Source organism: Microcoleus sp. T3_B1 (assembly GCF_036700445.1).
Taxonomy (GTDB): domain Bacteria; phylum Cyanobacteriota; class Cyanobacteriia; order Cyanobacteriales; family Microcoleaceae; genus Microcoleus.
In genome coordinates, this window is record NZ_JAUBOX010000024.1 from 58,051 (window position 1) to 75,379 (window position 17,329).

Below are 17,329 nucleotides of genomic sequence, written 5' to 3' on the forward strand. Positions count from 1 at the left end.
TTGGGGAAACAGCAATGGTTACACAACTGCAATCTCCCGAAAAATCAAATATCATCTACCCCGACGATAACGGCGAACCGATGTCAAACAATACGGATCAGTTTCGATTAATTGTTTGGATTAAAGAAAACTTAGAATTGCTGTTTGCCGATGATCCAAATGTTTTCGTAGCAGGTGACTTGCTTTGGTATCCCGTGGAAGGAAATAATAAACTTTGCCAATCACCAGATGTGATGGTAGTTTTGGGGAGACCAAAAGGATATCGAGGTTCCTACCAACAGTGGCATGAAGATAATATTGCACCGCAAGTCGCGTTTGAAATTTGGTCGCCGGGAAATCGTCTGACTCCGATGATTGAAAAATTCAGATTCTACGAACGCTACGGCGTGGAAGAATACTATTTGTACGACCCGCAAACATTAGAACTGACAGGATGGTTGCGGGTTGAGTCACAATTAGAAGCGATCGAACAAATGGACGGTTGGGTAAGTCCGAGACTGGGAGTGCGGTTTCAATTATCAGAAACAGGACTCGAAATGTTCGGGCCATCTGGAGAACCGTTTAGGAGTTTTGTGGAACTCGATCGACAGATCCAGCAAGCCGAGGCGCGGGCCGAACAAGAACGGCTGCGGGCCGAACAGGCAGAAATGCTGCTGGAACAAGAACGATCGCGATCGCAAGCTTTGGAATCAAGACTCCGAGAAATGGGCATCGATCCCAATCAATTGTAAGCACAACTGCAAAATTGAACTATTGTGGAACAGGCCCTCGTAGCCTGTTGTTGAGTTTTCCAGGGCGGGCTCTCCTGCCTAACCCACAATAAAATAGAATTATCGTGGAATAGGCCCCAAAGCCTGTTGCTGAATTTTCCAGGGCGGGCTCTCCTGCCCAAGCCCTACTCCCCACAATAAAATAGAATTACGGATCTATCAGTGGGGTAGCTTTCTTTAATCTAAAATCCAAAATCTAAAATCTAAAATCGATTGATGCCCCCATACCCTAAGCGAATTCTATGCAGTTGCAGCGCCAATTTAGCGGACAACTGATTGCGATCGACACCAAAACCGCGATCGCCAGCGGGGGTGAAGGCCGCATCTACCCGATCGCCCAAGACTCGTCCCTTGTAGCAAAAATCTACCACAAACCGACAGACGAAGACGGCGACAAACTCACAGTCATGTTCAGTATGCCGCCGGATGCGCCGATCGCGGAACCGGGGCACGCTTCCATTGCTTGGCCGATCGATTTGCTGCATACTGTCGGCGGGCGAGAAAAAATCGTCGGTTTTGTGATGCCGCGCGTCAACAAAGTGATGCCGGTACACACTTTCTACACACCCAAAACCAGGCGCGAACAAAAACCGCTATTTAGCTATCTTTACCTCCACCGTACCGCCAGAAATCTCGCCTCGGCTGTAAACGCCCTCCACGTCAGGGGTTACGTCATCGGCGACGTAAACGAGTCGAACATTCTCGTGACGGATACGGCGTTGGTAACGCTGGTAGACACGGATTCGTTTCAAGTCCGCGATCCTTATACCGGTTACGTTTATCGGTGTCCCGTGGGGAAACCAGAGTTTACGCCGCCGGAGTTGCAGGGGCAGACTTTCCGCGATATCGATCGATCTCCAGAGCACGATTTGTTCGGTTTAGCTGTATTAATTTTTCAATTGCTGATGGAAGGTACACATCCGTTTTCGGGAGTTTATCTCGGTAGCGATGAACCGCCGTCTTTGGAAGCGAGAATTCGATCGGGCCATGTCCCCGGATGCAGTAGGGGCGGTGCCCCCGTGCCCGCCCGCTACCGCCCGATGCCCGCTGCGCCTCCTTTCGAGATGCTACATCCCCGGCTGCGGCAGATGTTTATCCGCTGTTTTGAGGAAGGGCACGGCAATCCTGCGGCGCGCCCGGATGCGAAAACTTGGGTGAATGCGATTCGGGAAGCCGAAGATGCTTTGGTAACTTGCAGCAAAAACAGTCAGCATAAATACGGTAATCATCTCAGTCGGTGTCCTTGGTGCGATCGGGCAAAACTCCTCAAAGGCCGCGATCCGTTTCCTTCGCGGCAAGCAGTCAGCAACGGATTGCACTTGCAGCCCGCGAAAATCAAGCGTAAAAAGCCCCAACCACCGCCTGCCGTACCCCAGCCAGCAGTGCGCCGGCAACAGCCCGCCACGGGGCTGTCGCGCCCAATCGGCCAGTACGCAGTGCCGTTGCTACCGATGCCGATGTCTTCTCGGAGTCGGACTCCTGCGCCTCAGCTTCCGGTGGGCAAGTTTGAGCGCATTGTTCAGGATGCTGCTTGGGGTGGTGTTTGGGGGAGTTTGTGTTTGGCCGCGATCGGGGGGATTTATTCGGTAATAGCTGAGGGCGGCGGGGCTATTTTGGGGGCGATTTTTGTTGGTACGATTTGGGGCTGTTTTTTTGGGATGATGTGGGGCGTTTTTACTTTGCCGCCGAATCAGATTTGGCGGAAGTGGGGCGGAGTTTTGGTGGGGGCGTCTTGGGGGGCTTTTTTGTTGGCGGCGATCGGCGGTGCGGTGTTTGGGGCGATTAATAGCACTCCGGGAATCGGGGAGAGGATTTTGGCTGGGGCGGGGGTTGGTGCTGTCTGGGGCTGTGTTTGGGCGAGTTTTCGGCCTCCTCTGGCGCTGCCGGCGGGGAGGGTGTGGGGCCGGCGGGGAGGGTATTTGGGGGCGGTCTGGGGCTCGTTTGTGGGGACTCTGGCTGGTGTTTTTTTGGGGGCTGGGCTGGTGGTTTGGCAGCAGTACGGTGTCCAGATGCGGCCGGTGAATGAGTTTGCGGGTTTGCTGCTGGGTGTGGCGATTGTGGCGGCTGGTGTGGGTTCTGTTGGGGGTGTGGTTTCTGGGGGTTTGTTGGGTTTTTGCGGGTTTGCGCCGAAGTTGCCGATTTCGTTTCAGCCTTCGGGCTTGAAGGGTGGGGCTTTGGGGGCGATTTGGGGCAGTTTTTTGGGGACTTTTGCGGGTGCTGTGTTGGGGGCGCTGGTGTCTGCGATGTTTCCGGCTGTTAGCGCTGGGGTGCCGGTGGAGTTGGGGCCTGTGGCGGGGGCGATCGTGGGGGCTGGTTTAGGGGCGATTTGGGGGGTGGTTTCGGGTACTGTTTGGGGGGCTTTGGGCAAGTGGTGATCGGTTGGTGTCTGTTTTTGGGTGGAAAATGCGTCTATGAGTAGGTGTAAAAATCGAGGTGTTAAATTGGGGGGCTATAATGTAGATGCTGTAAGGGTTAGAGGCACTTCAAGCAATAAAATGGTAGACGCAATCGCTGAAATGTATGCAGGACAAGGGTTTGAGGGCTGTCTGAAAAGTTGGGTATTGACAAGTCGAAGGCTGAAATGGTACTTTTGTTTTATGCAGACGCAAATGAACGTTGAAAACCAAATACAGCAATGCTTCTGGAACGGGCGGCCGCAATTAACCAAACTCCCTATCAGGGATTGAAACCAGGTGCAGCCGATTTTAGAAGCAGCCACTTTTTGCCGCAATTAACCAAACTCCCTATCAGGGATTGAAACGGGTATTTAATCCAATTTTGCCACAGCACCGAGCGGCCGCAATTAACCAAACTCCCTATCAGGGATTGAAACTTGTAGTAACTTAAGGTTTACTTTTGCGATCTGGCCGCAATTAACCAAACTCCCTATCAGGGATTGAAACACCCACAACAGTAGGTAAGCAGTAGGAGCGGCAATGCCGCAATTAACCAAACTCCCTATCAGGGATTGAAACTAAAGATTCCCGTTTGCTGGAGGTGGGATAATGCCAATCGCCGCAATTAACCAAACTCCCTATCAGGGATTGAAACCTGAGTGCGCGGGCGGATCGGCAACACTCCAAAAGCCGCAATTAACCAAACTCCCTATCAGGGATTGAAACTGCCCTACATACCATTTTACAGAGGGATCTAAGGCTGGCCGCAATTAACCAAACTCCCTATCAGGGATTGAAACACAAAACGAAGCGCCACGACTTAGGTAATCGTGGGCCGCAATTAACCAAACTCCCTATCAGGGATTGAAACCCAATCTCACAGGCTGAATTGTTTGACGGCAAGCCGCAATTAACCAAACTCCCTATCAGGGATTGAAACAAGCAATTCTACGAGAAAGTGACGGCGCTCACGGGCCGCAATTAACCAAACTCCCTATCAGGGATTGAAACGCCGTGCCGACCAATACAACGCACCCGCAGGCGGGGGCCGCAATTAACCAAACTCCCTATCAGGGATTGAAACAGGCGATTGGGTGCAACTGAGCTTTGTCATGAACGCCGCAATTAACCAAACTCCCTATCAGGGATTGAAACAGGACGGTATGACAAATATTCATTTGAAATTATGGGCCGCAATTAACCAAACTCCCTATCAGGGATTGAAACAAGCTGCATCAAGATACGCCTAGCTGTATCTACACTTGCCGCAATTAACCAAACTCCCTATCAGGGATTGAAACAAAGATTAGTATGTTACGCGGTAGACTGCGTTACCATATAGAGGCCGCAATTAACCAAACTCCCTATCAGGGATTGAAACGCTAGTGCAATCGGCTCCTGAACTGATTGAGATTTGATTAAAGCCGCAATTAACCAAACTCCCTATCAGGGATTGAAACTGCCCGATCGCACTTGGTGGAAACTTGGGCGGTTTAGGGCCGCAATTAACCAAACTCCCTATCAGGGATTGAAACGGCGATCGCCCTGAAGATGAAGCTTGCGCGGCCGCTGGCCGCAATTAACCAAACTCCCTATCAGGGATTGAAACGAAACTGATTCAGTTCAGGAGGCGATCGCACAAGCGGCCAAGCCGCAATTAACCAAACTCCCTATCAGGGATTGAAACAAGTACCATTAAGATTGTTGCTAAATATTTAATTTGCCGCAATTAACCAAACTCCCTATCAGGGATTGAAACAAGGTTCCGAAAGCTAACTTTTCCTTCCTGAAAATCAAAGCCGCAATTAACCAAACTCCCTATCAGGGATTGAAACACCATCCTCCCCTATTTCAGAAATAGCCACACGAGCCGCAATTAACCAAACTCCCTATCAGGGATTGAAACAGCAGCAAAAGTTACGGGCATTTCCTGCTTACGCGCCGCAATTAACCAAACTCCCTATCAGGGATTGAAACGAAAGTTTGCTCTACCGATTGATAGTCAATCAGGCCGCAATTAACCAAACTCCCTATCAGGGATTGAAACTTGTATTGCTGAAACTTTACCCACCAATTACAAGCCGCAATTAACCAAACTCCCTATCAGGGATTGAAACTTTGTGAGTATTTTGATTTCATACTCATGATTTGCCGCAATTAACCAAACTCCCTATCAGGGATTGAAACTTCGTGGTAGAATTCATCTGCATAATCTTCGTAGGCCGCAATTAACCAAACTCCCTATCAGGGATTGAAACAATTTGCTGTTTGATGGCTTGGCAAATACGGAAAGCGCCGCAATTAACCAAACTCCCTATCAGGGATTGAAACTTCATAGAGGCGGTGAGCAAATTGGCTGGGTCACGCCGCAATTAACCAAACTCCCTATCAGGGATTGAAACTCTCCGGGCTGGATGTCGCACCACTTCGATCGCTCTGGGCCGCAATTAACCAAACTCCCTATCAGGGATTGAAACCGGTTACTGTCGCTGGGGGAGCGGCGGGAATTTCTAGCCGCAATTAACCAAACTCCCTATCAGGGATTGAAACGTAATGCCACCATTTGCAGCGGGTAAGCTGCCAAGCCGCAATTAACCAAACTCCCTATCAGGGATTGAAACCACTCCCGATACCGAGGGCGAGTTTCAGGATTTTTGAGCCGCAATTAACCAAACTCCCTATCAGGGATTGAAACAAATCAGGATTTATCAACTTTTTTTCGAGGTTAAGCCGCAATTAACCAAACTCCCTATCAGGGATTGAAACTTTAGCTATTACTGCATCAGACAATTCCCCGAAGCCGCAATTAACCAAACTCCCTATCAGGGATTGAAACATCCGTATCGCCACCAATCAATGCCAAAAGTCCAGCAGCCGCAATTAACCAAACTCCCTATCAGGGATTGAAACTTAACAGTATTTATCAATTGCTAATGTACGCCCTGGGCCGCAATTAACCAAACTCCCTATCAGGGATTGAAACTTTATTCAGCCAAGCTTTCCGGCTGCCAATTTTGGCCGCAATTAACCAAACTCCCTATCAGGGATTGAAACTGAAAATTTAACTCTTGAATTTGGAGAATTCTAATGGGCCGCAATTAACCAAACTCCCTATCAGGGATTGAAACCGATCGTACTTCCTCAAAGCTTGATCGCGCAAAGCCGCAATTAACCAAACTCCCTATCAGGGATTGAAACTCGGCAACTCGACCAATGACTAATTTTAAAGTTGGGCCGCAATTAACCAAACTCCCTATCAGGGATTGAAACAACACTTACAGCGCCAGGAGCGATCGATTTTAACAAGCCGCAATTAACCAAACTCCCTATCAGGGATTGAAACTAGACAGGCCGAGGGGGGGTGAACTGAACAGGAGGCGAGCCGCAATTAACCAAACTCCCTATCAGGGATTGAAACTGGGCTTTTTGGCGATTGATTTTGATGGCCCCTCGGCCGCAATTAACCAAACTCCCTATCAGGGATTGAAACGGTAATTTCAATACGTAACTCATCTTTATACAACGCCTCGCCGCAATTAACCAAACTCCCTATCAGGGATTGAAACTTGATGTTTCGCGGGCTAAAAATTTTGGCTACTCGCCGCAATTAACCAAACTCCCTATCAGGGATTGAAACTTTCCGATTCCTCGCGATCGCCTCGCTCAGCTTCAAGAGCCGCAATTAACCAAACTCCCTATCAGGGATTGAAACAAAATAAGCATACTCAGCTTTATCTAAAAGCTCTTGCCGCAATTAACCAAACTCCCTATCAGGGATTGAAACTTGTTATCATAGCCAAGAGGGCAAACAATCAAGGGGCCGCAATTAACCAAACTCCCTATCAGGGATTGAAACGGTTTGGGCAATGGGCGATCGGTGTTGCCTGACGCCGCAATTAACCAAACTCCCTATCAGGGATTGAAACCTCGGAGATGTGCGCTTCTAGTTGCGATCGCACGCCGCAATTAACCAAACTCCCTATCAGGGATTGAAACTGGCCAATCAGCCTCTAAAAGTGAAAATAAGCCGGCCGCAATTAACCAAACTCCCTATCAGGGATTGAAACTTTTGTCTGAGTTCATGTCGGGCTGTACAGTAAAGCCGCAATTAACCAAACTCCCTATCAGGGATTGAAACAGCTCCGACAACTTCCCGGACTCTGTGTGATGCTGCCGCAATTAACCAAACTCCCTATCAGGGATTGAAACGCAGGAACATCTCCCATGCCATAAGCGGCAGAGCCGCAATTAACCAAACTCCCTATCAGGGATTGAAACTTCCACTATTTGCTTGGATACTCGCTCAAAACTGGCCGCAATTAACCAAACTCCCTATCAGGGATTGAAACCCAACGGAACAGCAGCCACAAAATGACGACCAATAGCCGCAATTAACCAAACTCCCTATCAGGGATTGAAACTGAAAGATTCTCGCAATACAATTTGTAGACTTCGCCGCAATTAACCAAACTCCCTATCAGGGATTGAAACGTAAGTCTGTACCAGTAAGCAGTACAGAACTGCCCTTGAGCCGCAATTAACCAAACTCCCTATCAGGGATTGAAACACAATAACACGATCGTCAGAGATAGGCTTGTTTTTAGCCGCAATTAACCAAACTCCCTATCAGGGATTGAAACTCAGACAGCTTCTCAGGCGCTATCAGTGAAACAAATGCCGCAATTAACCAAACTCCCTATCAGGGATTGAAACGGAGAATACTAGGAGAGTAACTCGACACCTGGAACGCCGCAATTAACCAAACTCCCTATCAGGGATTGAAACGATAATGAAAGCTATAATTTTGGCTCTGGCTCTAGCCGCAATTAACCAAACTCCCTATCAGGGATTGAAACGTTCAGCAAAAGTAAGATCATTCATTATTTTTTTCTGCCGCAATTAACCAAACTCCCTATCAGGGATTGAAACGGATCGAAGTTGCCAGCAAGAATATCATTTTGGATTTTTACGGCCGCAATTAACCAAACTCCCTATCAGGGATTGAAACGAGTTTCCCATATTAAATCCGTAATCCTTCTTTCGGCCGCAATTAACCAAACTCCCTATCAGGGATTGAAACTCATGGGAAGGGTAAGCATCGCTCGCAGCACTGGGCCGCAATTAACCAAACTCCCTATCAGGGATTGAAACGCTCATTCTCTGTCCTAGTCTTGTCTAATTCTTGCCTGCCGCAATTAACCAAACTCCCTATCAGGGATTGAAACGAGACTTACCCGCACATTTGACCACTGTGCGAGCCGCAATTAACCAAACTCCCTATCAGGGATTGAAACAGTTCATCGGCCAGAATCTTGTCAGCACGATCAATAAGCCGCAATTAACCAAACTCCCTATCAGGGATTGAAACCGAGATTTTCACCAGTTCGATAAATTTATCCTCTTCTGCCGCAATTAACCAAACTCCCTATCAGGGATTGAAACTCCTGCAATATCCTGTTCAACGGATTCAAACGGTTGGGCCGGCCGCAATTAACCAAACTCCCTATCAGGGATTGAAACTAGCTTGTTGACGCGAAATGCAGCAAGATTTGACTGGCGCCGCAATTAACCAAACTCCCTATCAGGGATTGAAACAAACTTCACCTAATAGAGGTAATACTTTCGTGCAGCAGCCGCAATTAACCAAACTCCCTATCAGGGATTGAAACAACTGTTTGCGTACCTACTAAAGCATTGATGGCTCCGCCGCAATTAACCAAACTCCCTATCAGGGATTGAAACTGTGTACGATCGCATGAAAGCACTGCAAATAAATCGCCGCAATTAACCAAACTCCCTATCAGGGATTGAAACCTACCGGACGGGTGGCGGCTATTTTTCCGATTTTGCCGCAATTAACCAAACTCCCTATCAGGGATTGAAACTCTCGTGCCATCTTGTAGACTGACCAGTTTGTCGCCGCAATTAACCAAACTCCCTATCAGGGATTGAAACCAAACTTTGGTAGTGAGTGGGGGAGGAAGCGATCAGCCGCAATTAACCAAACTCCCTATCAGGGATTGAAACGAGAAGATTTTAGAGATACTTGAGAAGTCCTGAGCTAGCCGCAATTAACCAAACTCCCTATCAGGGATTGAAACTGAAGGCGACAGATCCACAAACTCAGCATCGATCAAAGGCCGCAATTAACCAAACTCCCTATCAGGGATTGAAACGCGAGAACAACCAGGAGCCGATCACCTTCATAAACCAGCCGCAATTAACCAAACTCCCTATCAGGGATTGAAACACCGTGAGTATATCTCACCGAATAGTCGCTTTAGCCGCAATTAACCAAACTCCCTATCAGGGATTGAAACTCCATCACAGGATTACCACTGGCTGTGGTTGTGCCGCAATTAACCAAACTCCCTATCAGGGATTGAAACTTATGAAACCTGTAAGAATCGGCTACGGTCGGGCCTCGCCGCAATTAACCAAACTCCCTATCAGGGATTGAAACGATTGCTGCCTGTGCTTGTGGCTGTGGCTGTGGTTGTGCCGCAATTAACCAAACTCCCTATCAGGGATTGAAACTATTCAACAGTCGGCACAGAGTGTGCCAGCTAACGCCGCAATTAACCAAACTCCCTATCAGGGATTGAAACAAGGTGCAGCAGGGATTCTAACTGGTGGACTGACTGGGGCCGCAATTAACCAAACTCCCTATCAGGGATTGAAACGATTGAGCAGTGGTATTCAGCCGCACAAGTGCAGGCCGCAATTAACCAAACTCCCTATCAGGGATTGAAACACAGCAAGAGCAGCACTACAAATCAATCCAGGCCGCAATTAACCAAACTCCCTATCAGGGATTGAAACAGAAAAATCAGCACTAGGTGCATTTTGAGAAGGGGGCCGCAATTAACCAAACTCCCTATCAGGGATTGAAACACCTTTGAATTGCCGCCGCCGATGCCGCAAAAGTGCCGCAATTAACCAAACTCCCTATCAGGGATTGAAACTGGAGGTCTATAGACCAAGCCGCGCCTCCCGTATAGCCGCAATTAACCAAACTCCCTATCAGGGATTGAAACTTTTTCCACCCAAGAAGTAGGCATAGTCGCGCCGCTGAAGCCGCAATTAACCAAACTCCCTATCAGGGATTGAAACCAAATCGATCGCGCAAGGATGCCAGATAAGGATCGGCCGCAATTAACCAAACTCCCTATCAGGGATTGAAACCAAAGCATATCTATTATTCCGAAAGGCCAGATCGCCGCAATTAACCAAACTCCCTATCAGGGATTGAAACGTGTTTTCCCCGTGCTCTGTCGGTTGCTTTCGGCGCCGCAATTAACCAAACTCCCTATCAGGGATTGAAACACCCCTAAATTAAGGATAGATATGTCTCCGGGCGGGAAGCCGCAATTAACCAAACTCCCTATCAGGGATTGAAACCGATTCATTTGTTGGTAAGCGCTTGCTTTGTATTCAGGCCGCAATTAACCAAACTCCCTATCAGGGATTGAAACGAAGTCGAAGAAATTCTTAACTTTATTTCTCCAAGCCGCAATTAACCAAACTCCCTATCAGGGATTGAAACCGCAAACTCAGCCGATCTTCCTCCCTTCTCCCCAGCCGCAATTAACCAAACTCCCTATCAGGGATTGAAACGAACAATATTGACCACGGCTCAGACGGTTGCCAGTGAGCCGCAATTAACCAAACTCCCTATCAGGGATTGAAACATACTAAAAGAGTCAAGAAAAAACAGCAAAGACGCCGCAATTAACCAAACTCCCTATCAGGGATTGAAACGGTTTATCCGACACCTCGGTTTGGCAACACTTAAGCCGCAATTAACCAAACTCCCTATCAGGGATTGAAACAGCATCTTCTTTGTCTTCAAAAGAGAGGAAGTCGCCGCAATTAACCAAACTCCCTATCAGGGATTGAAACACACCCATAGACAACGATACGGAATACGATCCCCGTATTGCCGCAATTAACCAAACTCCCTATCAGGGATTGAAACTTTCGGAAGTATTCACCAGAAGAGGAGACAGGAGGAAAGAGAGTATTCTTCTCCTGACTCCTGACTCCTTCTTCGCCACAACCAACCTCAATCCCATCTTCACTTAAGATGACAGTGACAATTCGGCTTTTCAATCAAAGACTCAACCAAAGCATTCAAAGCAACCGCCGCCAACAATCCGCCGCCAAAAGTTCCCACAGTCGTAATATAAGCAACGCCCGATCGCACTAACCGCCGTTTCGCCACCGGAGAATGACTAAAACCGATCGGCATTCCAACTACCAAAGCCGGTTGCAATTGCCCACACTCGATCCCCTCGCAAACCGCCATCAGCACAGACGGCGCATATCCTATCACTAATATACATCCTTTTTCCAGTTTCAACAACTTTTCCAACCACTCACGCTGCTGCCAGAATTCCTGTTCCGCTTCCGCCGCAGCATTGATGTGCGGGTCATCAATTAAAGTTGCAATACTTGTTCCCAAATGCGCCAATCTAGTTCCATCCAAAGCCGCAAAAACAGGCGGCACATCAGCGACAATTTGACACTGATTTTTCAAAGCTTCCCGCGCCGATTTAATCGCCGTTTCGCTCAACTTCACAAACGGCAGCAGCGAACAATCTCCGCAGGCTAACACCAGTTTAGAAAGCAAGTCTACCTCAATTTCCGAGCGATCGGCCAAATCCGGCAACAAAAGCTGCAACGACTCCCCAAAATCCTCCGGGTGAGTGTGCGCCCCCGCATCCCAACCCTCCCAAAGTTGTTCCAACCCATCCAACCCCCCCTCAGTTTCCGCCTGCAACAGCCTTAATTGCGCCAATGCGTCCGCTTGCACCGCTTGACAGGAAATATCCCGCCCCAGCAATCCTTCCAGCGCCGAAGCCGTTTCTCTGAGGCGAACAATTTGCTGAATAACCGACAGATATTGCCGTTGCAGAGTCGCCATCAGCGCGTCAGGCGAAGCATCCGCGTCAGTTTCTAACAGTTTGCGGATGTGAGACAGTTGAAAGCCTTGCTGCTTGAGTGCGACTATTCTTTGCAGTCTTTGCACGTCGCTGCGGGTGTACAGTCTGTAGTTAGAGGTCGATCGTACAGCCGGAGATAGCAGCCCCAAAGCGTGATAATGTCGCACCATCCGAGGGGTAATTGTGCCTTTTACCGCTTCTGTAAGTTGTTTGATTGTCAGGTATTCTTGCATTGGATTTTGGGAATTTTGGGATTGTATATTTGGCTTTCTGATTCACCCGCAATCCTAGGAGTGAATCAATTCCCACGCATTCACCCACAGTCCGCCGGGGATTGAAATCCCCGTCTCATAGCAGAAGTCGGTTAAAACCGACTGAAACATTAAATTTAATTCTCAACTATCTTCAGTCCTCTTTCAGAGGACTTACGCTATGAGACAGGGAATTCATTCCCTGTCGGACTGTCGGATGTAACGAATGACAAGTTGAAGGCGAGGGCCTTGAGATTCACCCACAGTCCTAGGAGTGATTGAAATCCCACGCATTCACCCACAGTCCTAGGAGTGAATGAATTCCCCGTCTCATAGCAGAAGTCGGTTAAAACCGACTGAAACATTAAATTCAATTCTCAGCTATCTTCAGTCCTCTTTCAGAGGACTTGCGCTATGAGACAGGGAATTCATTCCCTGTCGGACTGTCGGACTCTGGTACTCAACGAGGGGCGAGTTGATGCTGGATTTATTTTGGTTTCACTCTTGACATTGACACTAATGTCAAGGTTTAGGGTAAAGGAGTCATCTACCAAATCAAATTTCCCCCATGACTCCCAATTCCCTCCCCAATTCTCGCCTCTGGCGCCTCGCAGAAGAACATCCAGATGCTGTGACTGCCGCCCTGTGCGGAATTCTAGTAATCTTGGGTTCGCTAGCCCTGCAATTCGGCTGGCTGGGCGTAGCCGTCTTAATCTTACCCGCAGCTTATGTTATCGGCGGCTATTCCAGTACCCGCGAAGGCTTAACAACCCTTTTTCAAGAACGCGAATTAGATGTAGATTTGTTAATGATTGTCGCTGCTTTGGGCGCGGCCGGTTTAGGGCTATGGCGGCAAGAATATCATTTAATTGTTGACGGTGCGGTGTTGATTTTAATCTTTGCAATTAGCGGCGCCCTTGAAGGTTATGCTATGCAGCGGACTGAACGCAGCATCCGCAGTTTGATGAGTTTGACGGCGGATACTGCTAGAGTGGTAATGTACGGCGGGGAACGGGAAGTTGCGATCGACAAATTGGAAATAGGCGATTACATTTTAGTCAAGCCCGGAGAAATCATCCCCACAGATGCGATAATTATAGAAGGCTACAGTGCGATCGATCAAGCCTCGATTACCGGCGAATCGATGCCCGTGGAAAAAACCAGCGGCGATGAAGTCTATGCAGGTACAATTAACGGTGTCGGCGCGCTGAAACTCGAAGTTCATAAAACTCCAGAAAGCAGCTTGATTCAGCGAGTGATTCGGCTGGTTCAAGAAGCGCAAACAGCAGCGCCGCCTTCTCAAATGTTTGTGGAAAAATTCGAGCGCGGTTATGCTAAATTAATTGTAGGTTTAGGCTTGCTTCTCGCAACTTTGCCGCCCTTTGTTTTGGGCTGGAATTGGGAAGAGACAATCTATCGGGCGCTGATTTTCCTAGTAGTCGCATCCCCCTGCGCGCTGATGGCTTCGATTATGCCGGCGCTGCTTTCGGGAATTGCTAATGGGGCGAGACAGGGGATTTTGTTTAAAAGTGGCGCGCAATTAGAGATGATTGGTAAAGTCAGGGCGATCGCCTTTGACAAAACCGGAACTCTCACCACCGGAAAACCTGAAGTTATCCAAATTGTACCAGCAGCCGGATATACTGAAACAGAAGTTCTGCAATTTGCAGCAGCCCTAGAAGCTCATTCCGAACACGCGATCGCCTCTGCAATTGTCAGCGCCGCCCAGCAGCAACAGTTACAATTGTCAACCGCTACCGACGTACAAGCAAAAATCGGCCAAGGAATAGTCGGCAAAGTCAACAATCAAATCATTGCCATTGGTAAAGCCAATTTTGTCCAAGCAACTTCCGAATTGACTCAAATCAGCCAGCAGTTGCAAGCCGAAGGTAAAACAGTTGTTTGGGTGGCAAAGGGCGCTCAACTTTTGGGAATCATTGCAGTAGCAGATACCCTCCGCCCCGAAGCAGCAGCAATGGTAAAACGCTTGCAAAAATTAGGCATAGAACATATAATTATGCTAACCGGCGACAACGAGAAAACAGCTCAACACATCGCCCGTCAATTAGGCATCAAAGAAGTCTACGCCGAACTTTTGCCAGAAGACAAAGTGCAGGCAATAAAACAACTGCAAACCCAGTATCAAACTGTAGCAATGGTAGGAGACGGCATCAACGACGCCCCCGCCCTCGCTCAAGCTTCCGTCGGCATTGCGATGGGAATTTCCGGCAGCGACGTTGCTTTAGAAACTGCTGATATAGTATTAATGGCAGATAAATTAGAGCAACTAGCTAAAGCAATTAGTTTAGGCCGCCGCGCTCAAAAAATTGTCAAACAAAACATTGTTTTTGCACTCAGTTGCATTATAGTGTTACTGGCTGCCAATTTTCTCGGAAACATCACCATGCCTTTCGGCGTAATCGGTCACGAAGGCTCTACAGTAATAGTCACATTAAGCGGTTTGCGACTGCTCAGAAATTAGACCAATCGAGACAGAGGAAGAGTGATATCAAATCCGCTCTTCATCGGAATTATTAGTCTCTCTCTTCTCTTCCTCTGCGTTCTCTGCGTTCTCTGCGGTTAAAAAATCCAAATATTAAGAAAAACTACAATTTGTGTTTGCGTCACTCAAAACACGCTACCGTCAAAAGTATAGAATCATACCAAAATCGGAAATTGCTCAAAACTGCAAGAAAAATTAACCTAGAAAAAGTCTAGAAAATGGTATAGAACTGATTGCACCAAGAGCAATGGAAAACAAGTTTTCTGTTGGAGGCTATTATGAACCACAAAGTCCTTGGGGCCACGCGGAACGTTGCAATTGTTGGCCCTTATTTAAGCGGAAAAACCGCACTGCTCGAAAGTTTGCTGTCGGTGACAGGGACAATTACCCGCAAAGGAAATGTCAAAGATGGCAATACAATAGGTGATAGTTCGCCGGAAGCACGCGATCGCCAAATGAGCGTAGAAGTAAACGCCGCCACCGCTGAATATGAAGGCGTCCGCTTCACATTTCTCGACTGTCCGGGCTCGGTAGAATTTGCCCAAGAAACTTACAATGCACTCATCGGTGTGGATGCGGCGATAATTGTTTGCGAACCCGTTGCCGATCGCACTTTAACCCTCGCACCCCTGTTTAAATTCCTCGACGATTGGGAAATTCCCCACTTAGTTTTCATCAACAAGATCGATCGAGCTTACACAGACGAAACTACTTGTGGCACCAACTTCACCGACGTGATCGACGCGCTCAAATCCGTTTCCAGTAGACCGATCGTACCTCACCAATATCCGATCGGCAAAAACGAACAAATCATCGGTTTTATCGACCTAGTAACCGAACAAGCTTACCACTACCATCCGGGCGCCGCCGCAGATCCCGTCCCGCTTCCAGAACACCTCAAAGCACAAGAAAGCGCAGCGCGGCAGCAAATGCTCGAAGAATTGGCGAATTTTGACGACCATTTACTCGAAGAATTGCTCGAAGAAATCAATCCCGACGCCGAAGAAATTACCCGCGATTTAAAGATGGAATTAGGCGCAGATTTAATTGTGCCAGTATTCATCGGCATCGCCGAACAAGATTTCGGCGTGCGGCCTCTGCTGGAAGCTTTGCTGAGGGAAGCGCCGACACCGGAAACAACAGCCGATCGCCGTGGCATTATACAAAGTGAGAACAAAGTTCTAGCTCAAATCCTCAAAACCTATTACACACCGCAAGGAGGCAAACTATCGTTAGTGAGAATGTGGCGGGGCACGCTGGCAGACGGAGCAAATTTGAACGGCGTTCGAGTTAACGGTTTGTACCGCTTGACCGGCCAGCAAACGCAAAGTTTGCAGTCTGTCAGCGCCGGGGAAATTGTGGCTTTGGGAAGGCTAGAAGGCTTGAAAACAGGCGATACGCTGGCGCAAGACCGATCGGAAGAATTGCCAAAAGCCGAAATCATCCCGCCTGTCTACGCACGGGCGATCGTCCCAGAAAAGCGCAACGATGAAGTTAAGCTGAGCTCCGCTTTAGCTAAATTGCTAGAAGAAGACCCATCTTTAGTCTGGGAACAGCACGGCGACACTCACGAAATTATACTTTGGGGTCAAGGCGAAATCCACCTGAAAGTTGCCTTAGACAGGTTGCGCCGCAAGTATAATTTGCCGATGGTAACTCACTTACCGCAAGTGCCGTACAAAGAAACCATCCGCAAACCTGCATCTTCCATCCACGGGCGCTACAAACACCAAAGCGGCGGGCACGGACAGTTTGGCGACGTGTACCTCGACATTCAACCGCAGCCACGAGGCGAAGGCTTCAATTTCACGGACAAAATAGTCGGCGGCGTCGTCCCAAAACAGTACATTCCCGGCGTGGAAGTGGGAGTGCGCGAGTATTTGGATCGCGGCCCGCTGGGTTTCCCGGTGGTAGACGTAGCGGTGACGCTGACGAACGGTTCCTACCATTCTGTGGACAGTTCCGAACAAGCTTTCAAGCAAGCGGCGCGTTTGGCGATGCAGGAGGGAATGGCCAAGTGCGAACCGGCATTGCTGGAGCCGATCGCCAAAGTTGAAATTTGCGCTCCGAACGAGTGTACATCAAAGGTGTTGCAGTTGGTCAGCGGACACCGGGGCCAAATTCTCGGCTACGAAGGTAAAAAAGAGTGGAAGGGATGGGATGCAGTTTCTGCCTATTTGCCGATCGCAGAAATGCAGAATTTGATCGTAGAATTGCGATCGCAGACAATGGGAGTCGGATTTTTTAATTGGGAGTTCGATCGATTGCAAGAAGTGCCGGAACCTTTAGCTAAGCGGGTTTTGCAAACGGCTGGCGGCAATGGAAACGGTAACGGTAAAAGTTAGGTAATTGTCTTAAAAAACCCGGTTTCTTCAATAAACCGGGTTTTTGCACGAGTTGCCATTTAAGTTTATTGCGATCGATTCCCATTTACCTCACATCTTGCACCATTCTCAAGAACAGG

The 17,329-nt window shown here is 48.4% G+C and carries 5 protein-coding genes and 1 CRISPR repeat array; of the genes, 4 read left to right on the top strand and 1 reads right to left on the bottom strand.

The annotated features are described in order from the left end of the window. Positions 1–14: 14 nt before the first annotated feature. Positions 15–731 carry a Uma2 family endonuclease gene (locus QT990_RS15305; RefSeq protein ID WP_333308493.1) on the top strand — a complete coding sequence of 239 codons (717 nt, stop codon included), beginning with the start codon at positions 15–17 and terminating at the stop codon, positions 729–731. Positions 732–1,012: 281 nt separating this feature from the next. Next, positions 1,013–3,145, top strand: a complete 2,133-nt coding sequence (locus QT990_RS15310) for a DNA-binding protein (RefSeq protein ID WP_333465427.1) — start codon at positions 1,013–1,015, stop codon at positions 3,143–3,145. Positions 3,146–3,423: 278 nt separating this feature from the next. Continuing rightward, positions 3,424–11,144: a CRISPR direct-repeat array (repeat unit 37 nt; unit sequence GCCGCAATTAACCAAACTCCCTATCAGGGATTGAAAC). Between the two features lie 99 nt (positions 11,145–11,243). Here QT990_RS15310 and QT990_RS15315 read toward each other — a convergent pair. Continuing rightward, a complete protein-coding gene (locus QT990_RS15315) occupies positions 11,244–12,344 on the bottom strand; it encodes a precorrin-8X methylmutase (protein ID WP_333465428.1) in 1,101 nt (366 codons plus the stop codon). A gap of 586 nt (positions 12,345–12,930) precedes the next feature. Here QT990_RS15315 and QT990_RS15320 point away from each other — a divergent pair. Together QT990_RS15320 and QT990_RS15325 are read left to right on the top strand one after the other, a co-directional pair. After that, positions 12,931–14,844: a heavy metal translocating P-type ATPase gene (locus tag QT990_RS15320; protein ID WP_333465429.1), complete on the top strand. Its 1,914-nt coding sequence runs from the start codon at positions 12,931–12,933 to the stop codon at positions 14,842–14,844. A 299-nt stretch (positions 14,845–15,143) separates the two neighbouring features. Then, the gene (locus tag QT990_RS15325) at positions 15,144–17,210 is read left to right on the top strand and encodes an elongation factor G (protein ID WP_333465430.1); all 2,067 of its coding nucleotides are present in this window, start codon (positions 15,144–15,146) and stop codon (positions 17,208–17,210) included. Positions 17,211–17,329 lie beyond the last annotated feature (119 nt).

Coding starts and splice junctions, on each gene's coding strand:
- QT990_RS15305 (WP_333308493.1), top strand. CDS start 15: ATGGTTACACAACTGCAATCTCCCGAAAAATCAAATATCATCTACCCC.
- QT990_RS15310 (WP_333465427.1), top strand. CDS start 1,013: ATGCAGTTGCAGCGCCAATTTAGCGGACAACTGATTGCGATCGACACC.
- QT990_RS15315 (WP_333465428.1), bottom strand. CDS start 12,344: ATGCAAGAATACCTGACAATCAAACAACTTACAGAAGCGGTAAAAGGC.
- QT990_RS15320 (WP_333465429.1), top strand. CDS start 12,931: ATGACTCCCAATTCCCTCCCCAATTCTCGCCTCTGGCGCCTCGCAGAA.
- QT990_RS15325 (WP_333465430.1), top strand. CDS start 15,144: ATGAACCACAAAGTCCTTGGGGCCACGCGGAACGTTGCAATTGTTGGC.